Source organism: Bartonella sp. B12(2025), assembly GCF_053795135.1.
Map to the genome: position 1 here is coordinate 1,382,395 of NZ_CP200031.1, position 17,120 is coordinate 1,399,514.

12 protein-coding genes and 2 pseudogenes are annotated in these 17,120 nt (G+C 37.0%); 5 read left to right on the forward strand and 9 right to left on the reverse strand.

The window, feature by feature from the left end; translation table 11 throughout:
• Positions 1-11: 11 nt before the first annotated feature.
• The 6 genes and pseudogenes from traA to V3564_RS06220 all read right to left on the reverse strand — a co-directional run.
• The gene (gene traA / locus V3564_RS06195) at positions 12-3,722 is read right to left on the reverse strand and encodes a Ti-type conjugative transfer relaxase TraA (RefSeq protein ID WP_455480700.1); all 3,711 of its coding nucleotides are present in this window, start codon (positions 3,720-3,722) and stop codon (positions 12-14) included.
• A gap of 1,111 nt (positions 3,723-4,833) precedes the next feature.
• Positions 4,834-5,478 (reverse strand): hypothetical protein, encoded by a 645-nt coding sequence (locus V3564_RS06200; protein ID WP_455480701.1) that lies wholly within the window; start codon positions 5,476-5,478, stop codon positions 4,834-4,836.
• 1,038 nt (positions 5,479-6,516) lie between these two features.
• Positions 6,517-6,834, reverse strand: coding sequence for a hypothetical protein (locus V3564_RS06205; RefSeq protein ID WP_455480702.1), 318 nt, complete (start codon positions 6,832-6,834; stop codon positions 6,517-6,519).
• 301 nt (positions 6,835-7,135) lie between these two features.
• Positions 7,136-7,342: a hypothetical protein gene (locus V3564_RS06210; RefSeq protein WP_455480703.1), complete on the reverse strand. Its 207-nt coding sequence runs from the start codon at positions 7,340-7,342 to the stop codon at positions 7,136-7,138.
• Positions 7,343-7,372: 30 nt separating this feature from the next.
• On the reverse strand, positions 7,373-7,525 hold the full coding sequence (locus V3564_RS06215; RefSeq protein ID WP_455480704.1) for a nucleotide-binding protein: 153 nt from the start codon (positions 7,523-7,525) through the stop codon (positions 7,373-7,375).
• A 166-nt stretch (positions 7,526-7,691) separates the two neighbouring features.
• A pseudogene (locus V3564_RS06220) lies at positions 7,692-8,229 on the reverse strand (bifunctional hydroxymethylpyrimidine kinase/phosphomethylpyrimidine kinase); the annotation flags it as partial.
• Between the two features lie 129 nt (positions 8,230-8,358).
• On the opposite strand from V3564_RS06220, the gene V3564_RS06225 reads away from it, so the two are divergent.
• The 3 genes and pseudogenes from V3564_RS06225 to V3564_RS06235 all read left to right on the forward strand — a co-directional run bounded on the left by V3564_RS06225 (position 8,359) and on the right by V3564_RS06235 (position 11,174).
• Positions 8,359-9,165 carry a lysophospholipid acyltransferase family protein gene (locus V3564_RS06225; RefSeq protein WP_455480705.1) on the forward strand — a complete coding sequence of 269 codons (807 nt, stop codon included), beginning with the start codon at positions 8,359-8,361 and terminating at the stop codon, positions 9,163-9,165.
• Positions 9,166-9,771: 606 nt separating this feature from the next.
• Positions 9,772-10,877: pseudogene (locus tag V3564_RS06230) on the forward strand (D-alanyl-D-alanine carboxypeptidase family protein).
• Positions 10,878-10,901: 24 nt separating this feature from the next.
• Complete coding sequence (locus tag V3564_RS06235; RefSeq protein WP_455480706.1) at positions 10,902-11,174, forward strand: GTP-binding protein; 273 nt, start codon at positions 10,902-10,904, stop codon at positions 11,172-11,174.
• A gap of 860 nt (positions 11,175-12,034) precedes the next feature.
• On the opposite strand, the gene V3564_RS06240 is transcribed toward V3564_RS06235, so the two are convergent.
• The 3 genes from V3564_RS06240 to V3564_RS06250 form a co-directional block, all read right to left on the reverse strand.
• Positions 12,035-12,784, reverse strand: a complete 750-nt coding sequence (locus V3564_RS06240; RefSeq protein ID WP_455480707.1) for a L,D-transpeptidase family protein — start codon at positions 12,782-12,784, stop codon at positions 12,035-12,037.
• A 38-nt stretch (positions 12,785-12,822) separates the two neighbouring features.
• Positions 12,823-13,779 carry an acetyl-CoA carboxylase carboxyltransferase subunit alpha gene (locus V3564_RS06245; protein ID WP_455480708.1) on the reverse strand — a complete coding sequence of 319 codons (957 nt, stop codon included), beginning with the start codon at positions 13,777-13,779 and terminating at the stop codon, positions 12,823-12,825.
• A gap of 76 nt (positions 13,780-13,855) precedes the next feature.
• Positions 13,856-14,794 carry a site-specific tyrosine recombinase XerD gene (locus V3564_RS06250; RefSeq protein WP_455480709.1) on the reverse strand — a complete coding sequence of 313 codons (939 nt, stop codon included), beginning with the start codon at positions 14,792-14,794 and terminating at the stop codon, positions 13,856-13,858.
• Positions 14,795-15,066: 272 nt separating this feature from the next.
• Here V3564_RS06250 and V3564_RS06255 point away from each other — a divergent pair, with 272 nt between their 5' ends.
• Both V3564_RS06255 and aroB read left to right on the forward strand, forming a co-directional pair.
• Positions 15,067-15,699 (forward strand): shikimate kinase, encoded by a 633-nt coding sequence (locus V3564_RS06255; RefSeq protein WP_455480710.1) that lies wholly within the window; start codon positions 15,067-15,069, stop codon positions 15,697-15,699.
• Entirely contained in the window at positions 15,674-16,807 is a 1,134-nt protein-coding gene (gene aroB / locus V3564_RS06260; RefSeq protein ID WP_455480711.1) for a 3-dehydroquinate synthase, read from the forward strand. The genes V3564_RS06255 and aroB overlap by 26 nt, the downstream gene beginning before the upstream one ends.
• Positions 16,808-17,120 lie beyond the last annotated feature (313 nt).

Here is a 17,120-nt window from a genome sequence, read left to right on the forward strand (position 1 = left end):
ATCACCCTTAATTACCGCGTGACGTCTTTTGACTTTTTATGCGCTATCGCATTGTTTTGCTCTTGGGTATGTCTCTGTTGTAGAAATTTTATAGCCGTTTGAAACTCGTGCATAAGCTTTTTATCCTGAGACTGTTTTTGTGATATTGCTTTTGACAAGTCAAAATCCTGCTTATGAATGGCATCTTGCCCAAAACGCTTATCTAAAGCACTTTGGAGATTCAAAAATTCTTTGTTAATGTTCTCTGGTATAGTTGAATAAGTAGCGCGGCCAGCTTCAACATTTTTCATATAAGTGACAGCTTCTTGAGAGAGAGAAGGCACAACAACTTTTAATTGCTCACGCTCGCGTGTAAGCCTGTCCATATGTTGTTCATAAGAATTTTTATAAAAGGATTGAAGCTTTTTAATCGTAGAGATTGCAAGAGGAACATCATAAAGCGCAGCTTTACGTTCCTTTCCTGCTGTCTTTAACCGATCTAGGAGACGATCTGATCCACGTAGTTCGCCAGCTTTATTAGGTGCTTTATCTAAAATATCGGGTAATTTATCACCCTTTCCTGCTAAAATCGTTTGCTCAATCTTAAGTGCTGCAACCTGGGGGTTTTTATAGATAGACTTCAACCGATCATTTAATTCTTTAAAAGTCTCAACGTAAGATTTTTCATTTCTAAGAGCATTTAGCGCCTTCTGTTCTAAATTAGAAGTATCCCTATAAGCAGCGAGGTAAGGAGCTTGTTCTGTTGCCTTTGAAGTTACATTTAGAACACCTTGTGATTGCTCAACTTTTAGCTCTTCTTTTTCAAGTTTGCTAAAAGCTGTCTTTGCTCTCTCCCAAAGGGTTTCAATCTTTTCTTTCTGTTTTTGCAGCCATTCTTTATTTGTCTCAATGTAAGAGGAAATTCTCTCCCCAACACTTCTAGAAACATCAATCCCTCTGCTTTCTGTAAATTGAGCAATATAATCCCGATAATCAGGAGATTCAGTAAAATCAAACGTTGTTGTTTTAACACCAGATCTGGAAAGAGCTGCTACCAGTTTTTCATATGTATTTGCATGCTCAAATTGCTTGATACCACCACCAAGAGAAGGATCACCGCGTTCTATTAAATTAACACTAAAAATGTTTCTTTTGACTTCTTTATTATTAACAACAACGGTCTCTTTTTCTTGACGAAGAGATATCTTATCACCAAGCTCAATATGAGAACCATCTATAGAAGAAGGTAAATTCACACCATAAACACGCTCAATTCCACGTGGTGTTGCTATATCGGCATAGGGTATTTTGTTTTTTGTATTTTCATTAAAGGAAGTATACCCTGCTTCGACAAGTTCACCAATGATGGTACCTTTAACTTGCTTGTGTTCATGTAAGCGCACATTTTTAAAATCTTCTTCGGATACATAAAGATGAGATTGATCTCTATGTCGAGACATTGCAACATAAGAAAGATGCTGATCCATAGAAGGTGAAGCTAAAACAAAAACATTATCAACGGTCACACCCTGACTTTTATGAATAGTAGCCGCATATCCATAATCAACATTTTGATACGTTTGATTGGAAAAAACAACTTCTTGGCCAGAGTCAAGACGCACTCTTAAAAGAGGCTTTCCTCTTTCATTCTGTACTGATAAAACAGTACCCAACATACCGTTTTTAACTTTTTGTTTTCCCAATTTTGGTGCATGCTTTTCCTCAAACTGAGCATTTTCAAGAAAGATAATCCGGTCATTAACAGCAAATTCCCGTTGCCCCCTCATAGTATCAAAATTTGTTACACCTGCCACATCTTCTGACTTGAGTAAATCAGCATCTTTAAGTGCTGTTCGGATTTCTTCATTCAATTTTTTAACAGCTGCATTCGTATGGGCAAGAATAAGCAATTCATCGCCCTTTAAAGATTTTCCTTCTTCTATAGATTTCTTTTCTATTATTCTCCGCTTATCCATCCAATCTTTAACAATAGTGCTTATCGCTTGCCCATGTGTTTTAGTCTCATGAATAAACCCCCTCTCTTTATATTTTTCTAAAGCTTCTTTCACTTGACTACGAGCAAACTGACGTGAAGCTTCCTGCCCCCATTCGTCTTTTTGTCTTCTTATACCAGAGAGCTCAACATAACCTATATTATCGAGAACAGCACGAAAAGCCGCTCCCGCCTCAATCGGTTGTAACTGCATGTGATCGCCAACAAGAACAACTTTAGCTCCTGATTTTTCAACTTTTTGGACAAAATGGGAAAGCTGCTTTGAAGAAACCATACCTGCTTCATCAATGACAAAAACATCCCCAACACGGAGTTGATCTTTTTTATTTTTCCACGACAACTCCCAAGCAGCAAGAGTTCTACTTTTTATCCCAGAAGATTTCTCGAGTCCTTCCGCAGCTTTACCTGCAAGAGCAGCACCAAATACGCGTTTACCATCATTAATCCAAGCGACATTGGCAGCTTCAAGGAGAGTTGATTTTCCAGCACCAGCATAACCAACAACCGCTGCAATACCCTTATCGTCTGTAATATGCTGAACCGCTAATATTTGCTCCTCTGCAAATTTGAAGGAATGCTTACTATCTTTATTTTCAACAGATTTTATTGCGGATAAAACTTTTTTAGAATGAACGCCATGTCCTTTCGTTTGAGATAAAGAAACAACACTACGCATCATATCATATTCAGTTTTTATAATTTCTTTTGTTGAATAAATCACTTTATGAGGATGAGAGTGATCTTTAATTTTTACAAGATTCTCACTTTGCTCTAAACGCGCCATAATATTATTAAAATCATTTACATTATCAACATATCGATTAATTATTTTAGCAAGATCACGACGACTAAATGTCGATTTTTCGAATGAAATCAATTTCAATACTTCGTCGGGATTTTCTCTAATTCTCTCTACAGATTTCTGCTTTATTTTTTCATTGGCTTGTACTGCACTGCTTACAAGACCTTTTTTTCTCATTGCGTGAGCAGATTGACCCAAATGAATGGTTGGCTCTATTGATAAACCACGATCTTTGTAAGAGCGCATATCTACTTTTATATCATGACCAGCAATGGCAAGATGTCTTGTAGCAATCTCACCCCACGATTTACGTAAATCCTTCAATGCGTCTTTACTGCCTATGACATTTTCATAAACAATCCGCTCTTCTTTTTTTATCGCATTACCTTCTTTATCGTGAATAGTAACAAGAGTTTTTTTCACTGTTCCATCTTCATTTAAGACAGCTATTTTCTTTGGCCCAAAACCATTTTCTACAATAGGACGTAAAGTGTGCATAATATGGACATGTGGATTTCCTTGCTTATCATGATAAACCCAATCAGAAACAAGACCACGTGATGAAAAATTATCATTTATAAAATCTCGTACAAGAGAAATATTTTGATCTCGTGATAGCTCTAATGGCAACGCTATAACTATTTCTCTTGCCAACTGACCATTTACACGTTCATTATTCTGTACAGTGTTCCACAACCATTCACTCTTTTTATCAATTGTATTAAAATAACTAAGTTGTTGTGTAACCCACTTTGAAGAACCTTCTGGAATATTAATTTCTGAATGAACAAGGTCTTTATCTTTATCATACCTATGCGTATGAGATCCTTCTAATTCATCAAACATCCTTGTTCTATGGCGATAAGCAGCAGCAGAAATTGCAGACTTTCCAGAACCAATTATTTTAGCTTGTAAACGCGCCTTCAAAAGTCTTTTTTAAAAGACTTTTTCAGGAGCGCATGAATGCGCAATAAATATTATTGTTATTTGCAATACTTTTTGATAAACATAAAAATAGATAAGCAATGACAGGAGATCCCACTCCCCCTGCACAATATCAGTACCTTTGATGCAAAAGTTGCTCCTACCCTTCTTTTCCTATTTGTGAGAGTAGAATTTGTTTATCATAATGGCCAGTAGCTCCACATTCTAACCAAGAAAAATTATTCAATGTTATATCTCCCCCTCTTTAAATTTAAAATAGATAAATATAAATTCAGCTAAAATTATAAAACTACAGGATAACTAAACTATCTACCTTACATTGGTTTAATGATAAGAGCACTGTCATCAGAATTAACTGTCCAATTATTTACTTCATTATTATCTATTATCATTCCATTTACCGAAACAACCACTACTTTGTCACCGATAATGGCTGAAACAATTTCACTAAGCTTATCAGTAGTAAAATTATATTTTTAACCATTACATTGAATTTCCGTATTATCTCCTATTATTATCAAATATATATTTTCACTAAATTTCCTCGTAATATGGCTTAAACATGAAACGCAGACGCGAAAACTTTGACGTATCGGCGTTGCAATAATATTGTAAAATAGCATATCCTCCTACTGAAAAAGTCCTAGCGACGCTAAGTACTGTTGCTCTAAAATTATTAGGAAGATGCTCAAAAATATAACTCATAACTAATTCCTGCGCCGTAGAATACAGCAACCTAAAAAATATTCCAAATAGAAAAAGGGGTACAAATTCTCCCGTGTTGAGCACTAAAACCCAGCAAAAGAAAGCTAAAAAAGCTGCCGCAGCAGGAAGTATATAAAGCAATCTCTCAAAAGGTATTTTTTCACAAGTAGATTACCAATTCGTGCTTTAACAGCATATCCGATAGAAAAACTGGATGAGGCAAAAAGAAGCATTAAAAATTCAGAAGTCTTCATAGAATGAAGTGAAGCTATTCGCGCCGTAGATACCAATGTGTACGCGTTAGCATGAATGATTATAATTTGATACAAAGCAAGTAAAAAGATAAAAGGTATTAATGAAAAGACAAACTTAGCTTGAGAGCTTTTTTCTACACTTTTTTACTATCCAAGTTGGGACTTTTTTCTGGAATAATTGCGTACCATAAAAGCCATAAAGAAATAATAGGGAGAACACAGAGATTTAAGTAGCCTAATGAATAAAGTCGCTCTAAAATAAGCGCTACAGTTATAGTCATAGATGGTATAAGCAAGAGAAGATAAGCCCCAAATTTTTGTAATTGCGATGTCCCTATTAACTTAAACGCTGATCTTACATAATCAGGTTGTAATCTTTCTAACATACCAAAAATATAAGCTTCATAAGCTCCTGATAATATGCTGTTACCGCCACTTAATAAAATAGCATTCACTACAACAATAAAAATAACAACTTGATCTGGAAATTCGCTGAGAATTGAGAGTAACAAAAGTATTGGTGCTATCGCAACACAAAACATACCTAAGATAAATGTTTTACTGTGTTTAATGTTATCAGCCAAAATACCTGTGGGAATATCCGCAAAAAGTCCTAATACAAATGATAGCGCCATTAGAAGCGTAAACATCTCCGATGAACAGCCACCTATAGCACCTAACACTAAAACATTTACTTGATTTGTAACAGTTTCTCGAGCACGATATAAATTTTGCGTATATCCAATACTCCGTTCCGATGATAAAAAACGCTTCTTCAAAGTCCCTTCCTATTTAAACGCTGTACATAACTATACGCATACGCATTTGCAATCAAATTCAAGCAGCACTGTTGCGTAATACAGAATGAAAAAACCGTGCATCATATTACTTCAAAACCGGCGATAATCTTGACAATTAACAAATTTAATATCTGTTCTAATAAAGTGAAAAGTAACGTGCAATTTACATTGACATTCATCAGCCAGTAACTTTTTAAATCGTCTGTAATCTCAGATGGTATAATTTGTGAGATTAATTGTACTTTATTATCTAAGGAACAATTAAAATATTAGATGCTCTTCAACATGTTCCAATGATAAGTTTTTTTTCAAAACCGCACATTGCTAATCTTATTAAATTACCTTATTAGTTGACCCGTGACTTTAATCGTATACGCAATGTTCAACAGGGATCTGAAAGCTCGAAAACTCAAACATGAAATGGTCCCGGGAGATTTTGTTATATCCAGGTGTTATAAGCACTAAAAGCAAAAAGCTGATTTGAGTTCAGTACTTTCAAGCTCCCGGAAACCAGTAGGGGAGCTTTAGGATGAAAGCTAAAAATCTGCATTTTAATAACGTTCCTGTAAGCAAAAAATTCGCTCCAGAAGAAAAATAATAGAAATGTCTCAAAACAATTAGGCCACAACTTAAGTGTCATTTTCTAACAAATCCGAAAGTAAGAAAAAGGATTAAATCGTGTAGGAGCGGGACGTTTGCAAGAAATTGCCGATATACTGGGTATTCCTATTTTTTTACACCGATATCTCAACAAAAGGAAATATTTTACACCGTTATGAAGAAGAAATATCCAGCGAAAAAGAATACCGACTTTTGAAAAATTTTAGAGTGCTCAAACAAAAAAACAGAAGGCATTTCTACAGTTTATTTCTGATTAGAATAAAAACATTCTTTTAAAATCATGACATCATGATCCGCGTTTAATAAATCTTGTTTATCAAAGCGCCTTACTTCTTTAAGATTTTCTTTTTCCTTTAATCAACAGTTCGCAGAATCTTTATAATAATGGATCAAAAATTACAAAACATCACCAAGAGTTAAAAGACTTTCCCCAGGTGACATCAATTTTTTAGCAAGTGCACGAAGTTCTTCATCAACATCTGGCCTAATTGCAAGAGTTATGCGATTTGTTCTCAAACTGCGAGGCTTTGATCGACCATCAACAGAACCAGATTTAGTTAAAATAAACTCTTTTGAATTTTTAAAAGACGCGTGACGTATCGTAAAACAACTTTGTTGAGCAGTTTTATCAATGTCTTGTTTGTCATGTTTAGAAGCTTTTGTTGTGGGTTCTAAAGTAGATAAATTATTAAAATAGAGAATATTGGTTTGCATTCTTTTGTCATTGCATTACTCCTTCGAGTTTCAATGCTCGCAAAATATCAGTAGCAACTTGTTCAGCATTTGCTATGGCAAATTCAGCTATTTGGTACATCTTCTTTATTTAACTAATAAAGAGTGCAGCCAAAACAAAATATAGAAGAAAACGCGGCTTTATTTATCATACCATGATCTAAAATAGGAAGTTTTGCTTCAATCAATTCTTTGCGGACTTCTTTTTCTTCACGAGTTTGTATTACAAAGCACTTTGAAAACATAATACGGTAAGGAATATTGCTTTCTTCTTGCTCTTCTCTCACGAGCTATAAAGCATAACGACTTTTGCTGCTTTACGACTGTCGAGTTTTGTTCCGGCCATAGAAATAATAATCATATCGAAACGATTAATAGCATATAATGCTGTTATATTCGCTGAGCCTTCAAGATCAACAATAACAAAGCTATGCGTATTTGCTGCGTCATCTATAATAGTGTTCTCATTAATACCACCTTGAGCATCCATATTTAATAGATAATGAAGACTAGCGTTTTGCTACCATTTATCAGCAATAAGTTGATTAGGGTCAGTATTTATTATTTTAATTTGTGATCCATGACGAGCTAAAACCTGATAAAGAACGAGCGCTGTTGTTGATTTTCCAACGCCACCTTTTGTGGAGAAAAATACGACTGTCGGCGTATACAACAACCCTTACTTATGTTCTACATAAGTTATACTTATAAACGCGACGTATATAATATTTATCATATAACATGCGTATAATATATGGTGTATGGTGTTTTACGGTGCAATGAACAATGATTAGCTTCAGTTTCTACGCAAAGGAAACCAAAGTACTCTACCAAAAAAACAGAACTGCATTATAACCTAGAGCCAGAAATCGCGAATCATATTGATAGATAGCGTTTAATGGCTATTGCATTTCACATCCCAACAACATAGCTGCCCCAAGAAAATTTTGCGTAATCAAAGCCAATATCGGCACAAAAATATCACACATAATTTCAATCGTATCAGACTTTAAAAGAAGATCGGCACTCTTTGCAACCATAACGGGATCAAAAACAATGAAGCGCACTTCGTGATAAGCAAAACGCTCTGCAATTAATCGCAATCTGAGCATTTGCTACCATACCAATTTTAATGGCATCAACATGAACATCCTCAAAAGCAAAATCAATTTGCTCAACAACAAAATAAGCATCCAACGCTTTAAAAGTACGTACACCTTGTGCATTTTGTGCAAAAACAACTCTACACTATATAGGTTTTATGGCTGAAAAAACTTTCAGATCCATTTGCATTCCAGTGCTACCAGAAGGATCAATCCCAGCAATAGATAAAATCCGTGGAATAAAAAGGGTATCTTGGCTAACCTGTAATTTCATCAACCTCTTTCTTTATGTTTTTAAATGGCTAAAAATAATTTTCCCGAAAATAGGTGTTTGAAAAAACATAAAGAGAGATGTTTTCTTATATAAAGTACGTTATATACATAGCATTTTTGCAAATATAAAATGGAAAATGCAGTGCTCATCCTTCGTTCTCTTCTTTTTACCTTAGCTTTTTATACAACTACTTTTATACAAATGATTCTTTACGCCCCCATCTATTTTTTAATGCCACGCAAAAAAGCATGGATTGTCCCTAAAACATGGGCACGTGTCACACTCTTTTTTCAAAAATATATTGCAGGCACAAACTATGAAATTGAAGGATTAGAAAACCTCCCAAAAGGAGCCTACATCATCGCTCCAAAACATCAATCTGCATGGGAAACCTTTAGCCTTATTCCCTATTTTGATGACCCCACTCTCATCCTAAAACGTGAACTGATGTGGATCCCATTTTTTGGTTGGTACATGGCAAAAACACAAATTATCCCAATTAATCGAACAACACCCATTAAAGCCTTAAAAACCATCATACAGAAAGCTAAAGAAAAAGCGAAACAAGGGCGTCAAATTTTGATCTTTCCCGAAGGGACACGCCGACAGCCAGGTCAAGAACCAGATTATAAATCAGGAATTGTTGCTCTTTACAATGAATTGGGACTTCAAGTTGTGCCCATTGCGCACAATGCTGGTTTATATTGGCCACGCAACAATTTTCGCCGCTATCCTGGAACAATCCGTGTTCGCATTCTTCCCCCTATAGAAGCTGGTTTAAGCAAACGTGATTTCCTAGAGCAGCTCATCCAAAAAACAGAAAAAACCTGTGATGAACTTCTTTTATTAGCAGCTCAAGACCTTAATCCTCCACCTATGCCGCCCTGTGCCGTTAAAAAACTTCAAAAACTGAGTAATTATGAATCAACGTATTGATTTATAAAAATAATTTATTTCTTTTTATATTGAGTTGAAAGTACTAAATACAGAATATTTTATTTTGTCTTCTTATAATGAATCACAAAAAAATTTTCTTATACGTTACAAGAGATAATGACATGTGTACAAAAAGCATTTAAGAAAGAAGTGAATATACCCATTTATGAACCGTCTAAATGCAAAAGCAGGTGCAACATTAAAAGCTGCTAAATATAATGCGATGCCAATTTGTACCCTCATAAGCATAAAGATGACGATACCCAATATGTTATACCACCCACGGATCGGACCAAAGGTGGAGTTGAGAGAAAACTGAAATGTCTCTTTAAAGCAACTACGTGAATAAACGCATATAAAGCATGCTATTCTTCATGAGGGATCCCGTTAAAGAACGTGAGGCATTGCACAATTTTCGTTATTTAAGAGTTATTACTCTAGAGACTTTTGCAAGCTGCAAAACCGAACTCAAGAATGAACGCCGTTTTTTACTTTTGAAGAAAAACTGAGACGTAACTAATCGTCCGCCTTCTATATCATGGACTCAAAAGCTTTGTGCCCTACATTAAAATAATTCTAAGTCATTGAAAAAAGGATTTGGTCTTAATGCAACGGCTCTTCCATAATCTATTTTTGTCTTTAATTCTAAGTTTGACAAGCACTCTTTCTCTGGCACAACCTTTTATTTCCGTTGATGTCGCAACTGAACGCATCTTGGCACATAATCAAGCTTTTGAGCGTTGGTATCCAGCCTCCTTAACAAAATTAATGACTGCTTATGTCATTTTTCGCGCCATGAGCACAGGAAAAATTTCACCCAACAAACACATCACCATCAGCAAATATGCAGCAAAAGCTCCTGCATATCGTTCAGGCTATAAAGCTGGATCCGTTCTCACACTTGATACAGCCTTAAGTATAACCATGGTTAAATCTACCAATGATTTAGCTATCGCTATGAGTGAAGCAGTTGCTGGTTCACAAGAAGTTTTTGTGCAAAAAATGAATGCTGAGGCTCAACGCCTAGGCATGTTTGGAACCCATTTTGCTAATGCAAGTGGTTTACCAAACCCACATAATTACTCCACAGCACGTGATATTGCTCTTTTAGCAGTTCAGATCCGTCAGGAATTTCCTCAATATGCCCATTACTTTTCCATTCCAGCCATTGATTTTGGTGACAAACGAAAAATCCAACTTAATTCAAACAACCTTATTGGCCGTTTTGATGGAATAGATGGCATGAAAACAGGCTTTATTTGTGCCTCCGGCTTTAATCTTGTTGCCTCAGCAACCCGCAATAAGCGCACAATTATTACTGTCATTTTAGGGTCTCATAACATGAGTGAAAGGGAAGAAAAAGCCGCACAGCTACTTGAGACAGGGTTCTCACATCAAGGAACGCCCCAGTTAACACTGGCAACACTAAAACCCTATGGCACCAAAATGACACAAGCAAGCGATATGAGGCAACAAACATGCACACCTGAAGCCACAAAAATGTATGCGGATTCTTATGATGATCAAGGAAATATTATCCTCACCTCACCTTTTATTGCTACTTCACACGCTTTTTTTCTTCCTTTATCCGCACGACTCATTAGTGCACCAAAGAAACGTAAAATCAAAGGAAAACCGCTAAAAAACTTCCCATCCCGGATAAAAAAACAAGAAACAGCTCTGTAGCAAAGGCCGCAAGCTACAGTCGGTAACGAACATGAAAATAAAACGCATTCATGCTTATTACCGGCTTAGCCTCTGGTGAAACAACTTTACTCAATCGTATGCTGTGTGATCCTCTTTTGGCTAACAATACTGTTATCATCAACAAATCCGACGAAGTAAACATTGACAGTCTTTTGATTGAAAAAACAACAGAAGGAATCATCCAACTCACAAACGATTGCTTATGTTGCAATTTTTACAGTGATCTTATAGATACATTAACAGATTTAATTAATCGCGTTCAGACAATGCACCTCAAACAACCCAATCATATTATTCATTGAAACAACAAGGGTGGCTGGCCCCTATTTTACAAGCTCTTTTAAACCATCCTAGCTTAATTCAAGCATTGTCCATCAACGCTGTTCTTGAACATTTGATACATTAAATACGCTTCCCGGATTCAAATGCTATTCTAGAATACACAAAAATTAGTACTTTCTGACAAAATTAACAGACATTACTACCCAAAAGGCACTTCCAAATACGTTTATCAGTACACTTAAAACGATGAATCCTACAGCACAAATTATATCAATGTCCATTCTAACCACTGCTGTTCAAGCACATTAACAAATAAAACATTATGGGACGAAAAAAAGAAAATATACAATTTAAACAATGTCTCACTCTTTCTCTCCACGATCATACCTATCAACGGACTATCCATGCCTTTTCACTAAACTGTGAAAAGCCAATTTATTTATGATGATGCCATTAAGGCTTTTTAGAAAATCTAAAAAGCCTTAATGGCACAAAATCATTACGTAATAACTCACATCGCTCACTTGTGTTACACGATGTACAAGACACTTTTCCACCACATAAAATTTCCAGCATGGCCAAAAGGAATCACACAAACGTGTTTTGTCATCATTGCCGATGATGTTGAAAAAAAGAGAGATAAAAACTCTTCATAGATACTGTGAACAAAACTGTCATATTGGACAATCCTCTGATTATTCTAGGAATAAAGCTTTCATTTTTTCTTCAACCTTCCATGAATAAAAATCTTTGATGAACAATGCTGCCAACCTTCAAATACGCTCTATGACATCTCACCAAAAGCGCTAACACACCATGATAAAAGAAGAAAGCATTCTGCAAGAAGCAAAGAGAATTCCATTTTACGATAAAATGATGCTCACCGCGTTCTGGAAACTAAAATTCTATCAGTATCACGATTGAAAACATAACGTTTTTCATAAACATCAACCACTGGAGGTTTATGATTTTTCTCAAAAAAATCATAACCTTTCTTAAGCATAACCCAGAATTGATAATGAGGATCACTCCTATGACGCGCCATATTAGCGTCAGTCATGCGGAAGGGAAACGCCTGCAACTGAAATTCTCTCTGTCCACCTCTAAAAGCATCCCGCGCAAAAGCATAAATCTGTGCCATACTCCTATCACTCATGGCATAACAACCAGCGGAAAAGCAAGAACCATGCACCATCAGATTGCTTCCTGTGCGACCATTTTTCCGATCATAAAGATTGGGAAATCCTATATTAAAAGAAAGATAATATTTCGAATAAGGATTCATTTGGTTTGCGTTAACGGTATAAAAACCTTCCGGTGTTTGAAAATCACCTTCCCTATATTTAGGTCCAAGCTGACCGGACCATTTGCAAATGTCATAGCGCGCCATCAACAGAAAAGGTCCTGAACGGGACTGTTTCCAAATTTCAGCAACATTCTCTTCCTTAAAAAAACGCATCATAATCGGCGCATATGGATCAACATTATATGAAACCATTCTATTTTGGATTTTTTGTGGTAGCGGCTGCTCAACTTTAGCACGAAAAGAAGTTGGCAATCTTCCCTCACATGCCGTCAATATCCCAATTACAAACAAAAGACACACCGTAAGGAATCTTTTTAATATCATCAAATAAAACTCCAATCCATCCCTTTACAAAAAATGACTTACGCAAGAGACCTACCAATTTGAAGATATTTCTCCCAACGGTCTCGTTTAAGAGCTTCGCCACCTTTGCCAGCCATAGCCTCTAAAGCAGCAGAAATAACATCACCCGTTGCATCAATCACGGCCTCTTTGCCGCGATGTGCTCCTCCTAAAGGCTCCGGAATAATGCCATCAATAATCTTTAAGCGATATAAATCTTGAGCAGTAATACGCATATTCATTGCGGCATCTTTCGCACGGGTCGGATCACGCCATAAAATAGAAGCTGCTCCTTCTGGAGAAATAACAGAGTAAATTGCATGCTCCAACATATAAACTTTGTTGGCTGCTGCAATTGCTATCGCCCCCCCTGAACCGCCTTCTCCAATAACAACTGAAACAACAGGAACTTTTAAGCGCAAAGTCGCTGCTGTCGATTGGGCAATTGCTTCTGCTTGACCGCGTTCTTCAGCGCTCACACCAGGATAAGCGCCTGCCGTATCAACAAAAGTAAGTAATGGCAAACCAAAACGGTCAGCCATTTCCATAATACGTACAGCTTTGCGATACCCCTCTGGACGTGCAGAACCAAAATTATAACGCAAACGTGTTTGCGTATCATGACCTTTCTCTTGGCCTATGTAAGCAACTGCTTCACCTTTAAAACGTGCGAATCCCGCTTGAATAGCTTCATCTTCAGCAAACTTGCGATCTCCTGCTAAAGGTGTAACATCACTCAGTAATCGCGTAGAATAGTCCACAAAATGAGGACGATCAGGATGGCGAGCCACCTGCGTTTTTTGCCATGGCGATAATTTTTTATAAATATCGTGCAGTGCCGTTCGGGAACGCATTTCAAGGCGCGCGATTTCGTCGCTCATATCAAGGCTGCCTTCTTCCTGAGAAATCTTTTTTAATTCAAGAATTTTCCCATCAAGATCAGCAACCGGTTTTTCAAAATCAAGATAATTATACATTGTACCTAACTTATTTAGCGTAACTTATACACTTATAATTCACTTTATAAAGTATTTTTCAAAAATCACCTTTTCTTTAACTAGCCTTTTTCTCATCGGCAAGTGGATGATGTTCATTGACTAAACGATAAAGCCCTTCTTCCAACACATGTGTGTAAATCTGGGTGGTGGCAATATCAGAGTGGCCTAACAAATGTTGAACTGTACGCAAATCAGCGCCATTTTGCAGAAGATGACTAGCAAAAGCATGGCGCAACACATGCGGAGAAAAGCTATCACTTTTTATTCCTGCTCTTCTGGCAAGACCTTTCAACTCTCGTGCAACGACTTGACGAGCAATATACCCTATTTCCGAACTCGCAGGAAAAAGATAAAGACTTGCCGCATCCTTTCCTTGATCACGCAATATTAACCATTGCGAAAGAACTTGGCACGCTTTTTTTGACAACAGCACCATTCGTTCTTTTTTTCCCTTACCGCAAATCAAAATACTGTACTCCGTCCCTCGGATAGCCTGCACTGGAAGACTCACCAACTCACTAATACGTAGCCCTGTTGCATAAAGCATTTCAATCAATACCTGAAGACGCAGTGCACGCAAGTGATTCTTGGATCCATAATTTGCTTGATTCACTTCCAACTGCGCCAAATCAAGCAACTTTGTTACCGCATCTTCACTGATAATCTTCGGCAAAGGACGCCTCTGACGAGGTACATCAATATCATGAGAGGGATCATCTGCTCTCAATCCTTCTGCATAAAGAAACTGATAAAATTGACGCAAAGTCGATAAACGACGCGCTTGTGAAGATGCTGTAAAACCAAGAGTATGCATAAGAGACAAAAGACCAATTAAATCTTCCTTTTGTGCTGAAAAAAGTGAAACAGAGTGCGAAAACAATTCATCTCGTGCCCACTGTAAATCATGCTGATAAGCTGCAAGTGTATGAACAGAAGCTCCTCGTTCAGCACTCATCATTTCAAGAAAACGATCTATTACAACATTACTTTTCATTGATTTATGCTCAAAGAAAGACCCAATGAATCCAAAGGAACATCGATATACATATCCGCTGTTATCGGTTCAACAAAAACCACGAGAGCAATCATTATACCGAAAAGAACAATAAAAAAAATGAAAAGAATCATTAAAAATCTAGTCAATGTTGGCATAAAACAATAAACTACCCTCAAAATATTCTATTTCTATAAATATTCTATTTCTATAATGCCTTATAAAGATTAACAGGAATTGACTTTAAAGCAGATAAATACAGAAATAACACGATGAAAAGCAGTCAACCTAAACATATACCGATGACACAAATAAAGAATCAGCTCTTATCATCTCTTGATAAACGAGCACTGGTATTTGTTGGTCTGATGGGTGCAGGCAAATCAGTGATCGGAAAACGCGTCGCCACCATGCTTCAGTTGCCTTTTTACGATTCTGATCAGGAAATAGAAAAAGCTGCACAAATGACCATCGCTGAATTCTTTAAAATTTATGGTGAACCAGAGTTCCGCGCTCTTGAACAACGTATTATTCTAAACCTTATAAAAAAAAGTCCTCTTGTTCTAGCAACAGGCGGCGGTGCCTACGTAAACCAATACATACAAAATGCTATTCATCAAAATGGAATATCCATCTGGCTCAAAGTAAATCTTGATATCCTCATGGAACGTGTTTCGCAGCGTCCAACGCGACCGCTTCTTCAAACACCAAATCCCAAAAAAACCATGCAAAAACTCATGGAACAGCGTTATCCTATCTATGCAAAAGCAAACTTAACAATTAACAGTCATAAAGAAAACCGTCATACTGTAGCACAAAATGTCATACGGTCTGTACAGCACTACCTCTATACAGAAAATAACGATAGGAATAACAAGCATGCAAACCAAGACCGTTATTGTTAAACTGGAAAAACGCTCTTACAATATCATCATTGGTCCAGATCTCATTTCGCAAGCTGCTTTGCAGATTAAGCGTTCTCTTAACCAAAAAGATTTTCATCAGACGCGTTTGGCACTTGTTACAGATACAAATGTTGCATCTCTCCATTTGGATACATTACAGACAGAATTAACAAAAAATAAAATTCATACTGTTCCTATTATTGTAGAAGCAGGGGAGCAATCAAAATCATTTTCAACCCTGCAAACTGTAATCGATAAAATTCTTGCTGCACGTTTAGAAAGGGGTGACTGCGTTATTGCTTTTGGTGGTGGTGTCATTGGCGACCTAGGAGGATTTGCCGCAAGCATTATACGCCGCGGCATGAATTTCATTCAGATACCTACAACACTTCTTGCACAAATTGACTCTTCTGTTGGTGGAAAAACTGGAATCAATAGCCGATATGGTAAAAATCTTATTGGTGCTTTTTATCAGCCGCAATGCGTTATTGCTGATACTTGTATCCTTGATACACTGCCATTGCGCGAATTTTGTGCTGGTTACGCGGAAATGATTAAATACGGACTCATTAACCAACCTGATTTCTTTGAATGGCTTGAAAAAAACGGGAAAAAAGTTTTTTCTAATGGTCCAATACGAACAGAAGCCATTGTCCGCTCATGCCAATTTAAAGCCGACATTGTAGCACGCGATGAATACGAAACAGGAGAGCGCGCATTATTAAACCTTGGTCATACATTTGGACACATGCTTGAAACAGCAACAGCCTATGACTCAAATCGTTTAATCCACGGCGAAGCCGTAGCGATTGGGATGATTCTAGTGCACCAATTCTCTGCTCAATTGAATTTAACAGATCCCACACTCACACACCGCATAGAAGCACATTTTAAAGCGATAGGATTGCCCACGCAGCTAAAGGATATTCCAGGTAAGCTGCCAAATGCTGAAGTACTAATGACTTTCCTTGCCCAAGACAAAAAAGTTTCACAGAACGATTTAACCTTCATCCTAACACGTGGACTTGGTCAATCATTTATCGCAAAAAGTGTTTCACCAGACACAGTTTTGACTTTTCTGAAACAAAAATTAGCGGAAATTAGTTAATTCATAATGAATATAATTGATTCGTTTTTATACTTCAGCTAAAGAAGTACGCATGATGATGTCTGCGTAGCTCAGTAGGATAGAGCACAGGATTCCTAAAGAAATTGGGCGCTTTAAGGAGAAATCCTCAAAGTGGATCTGCTCAAATTCGGGGAAAGCTTCATGGGAGACTATATGCCAATCCCGAGCCAAGCCTCTCTTTTTGAAATGAGAAGAAGGTGTAGAGACTGAACGGGCAGCGCCTAAAAAGCACAAGCTTCAAGGTGAAGAGACAGTCCAGACCACAAACAGCTCACAAAGCTGGCGGTGAAAA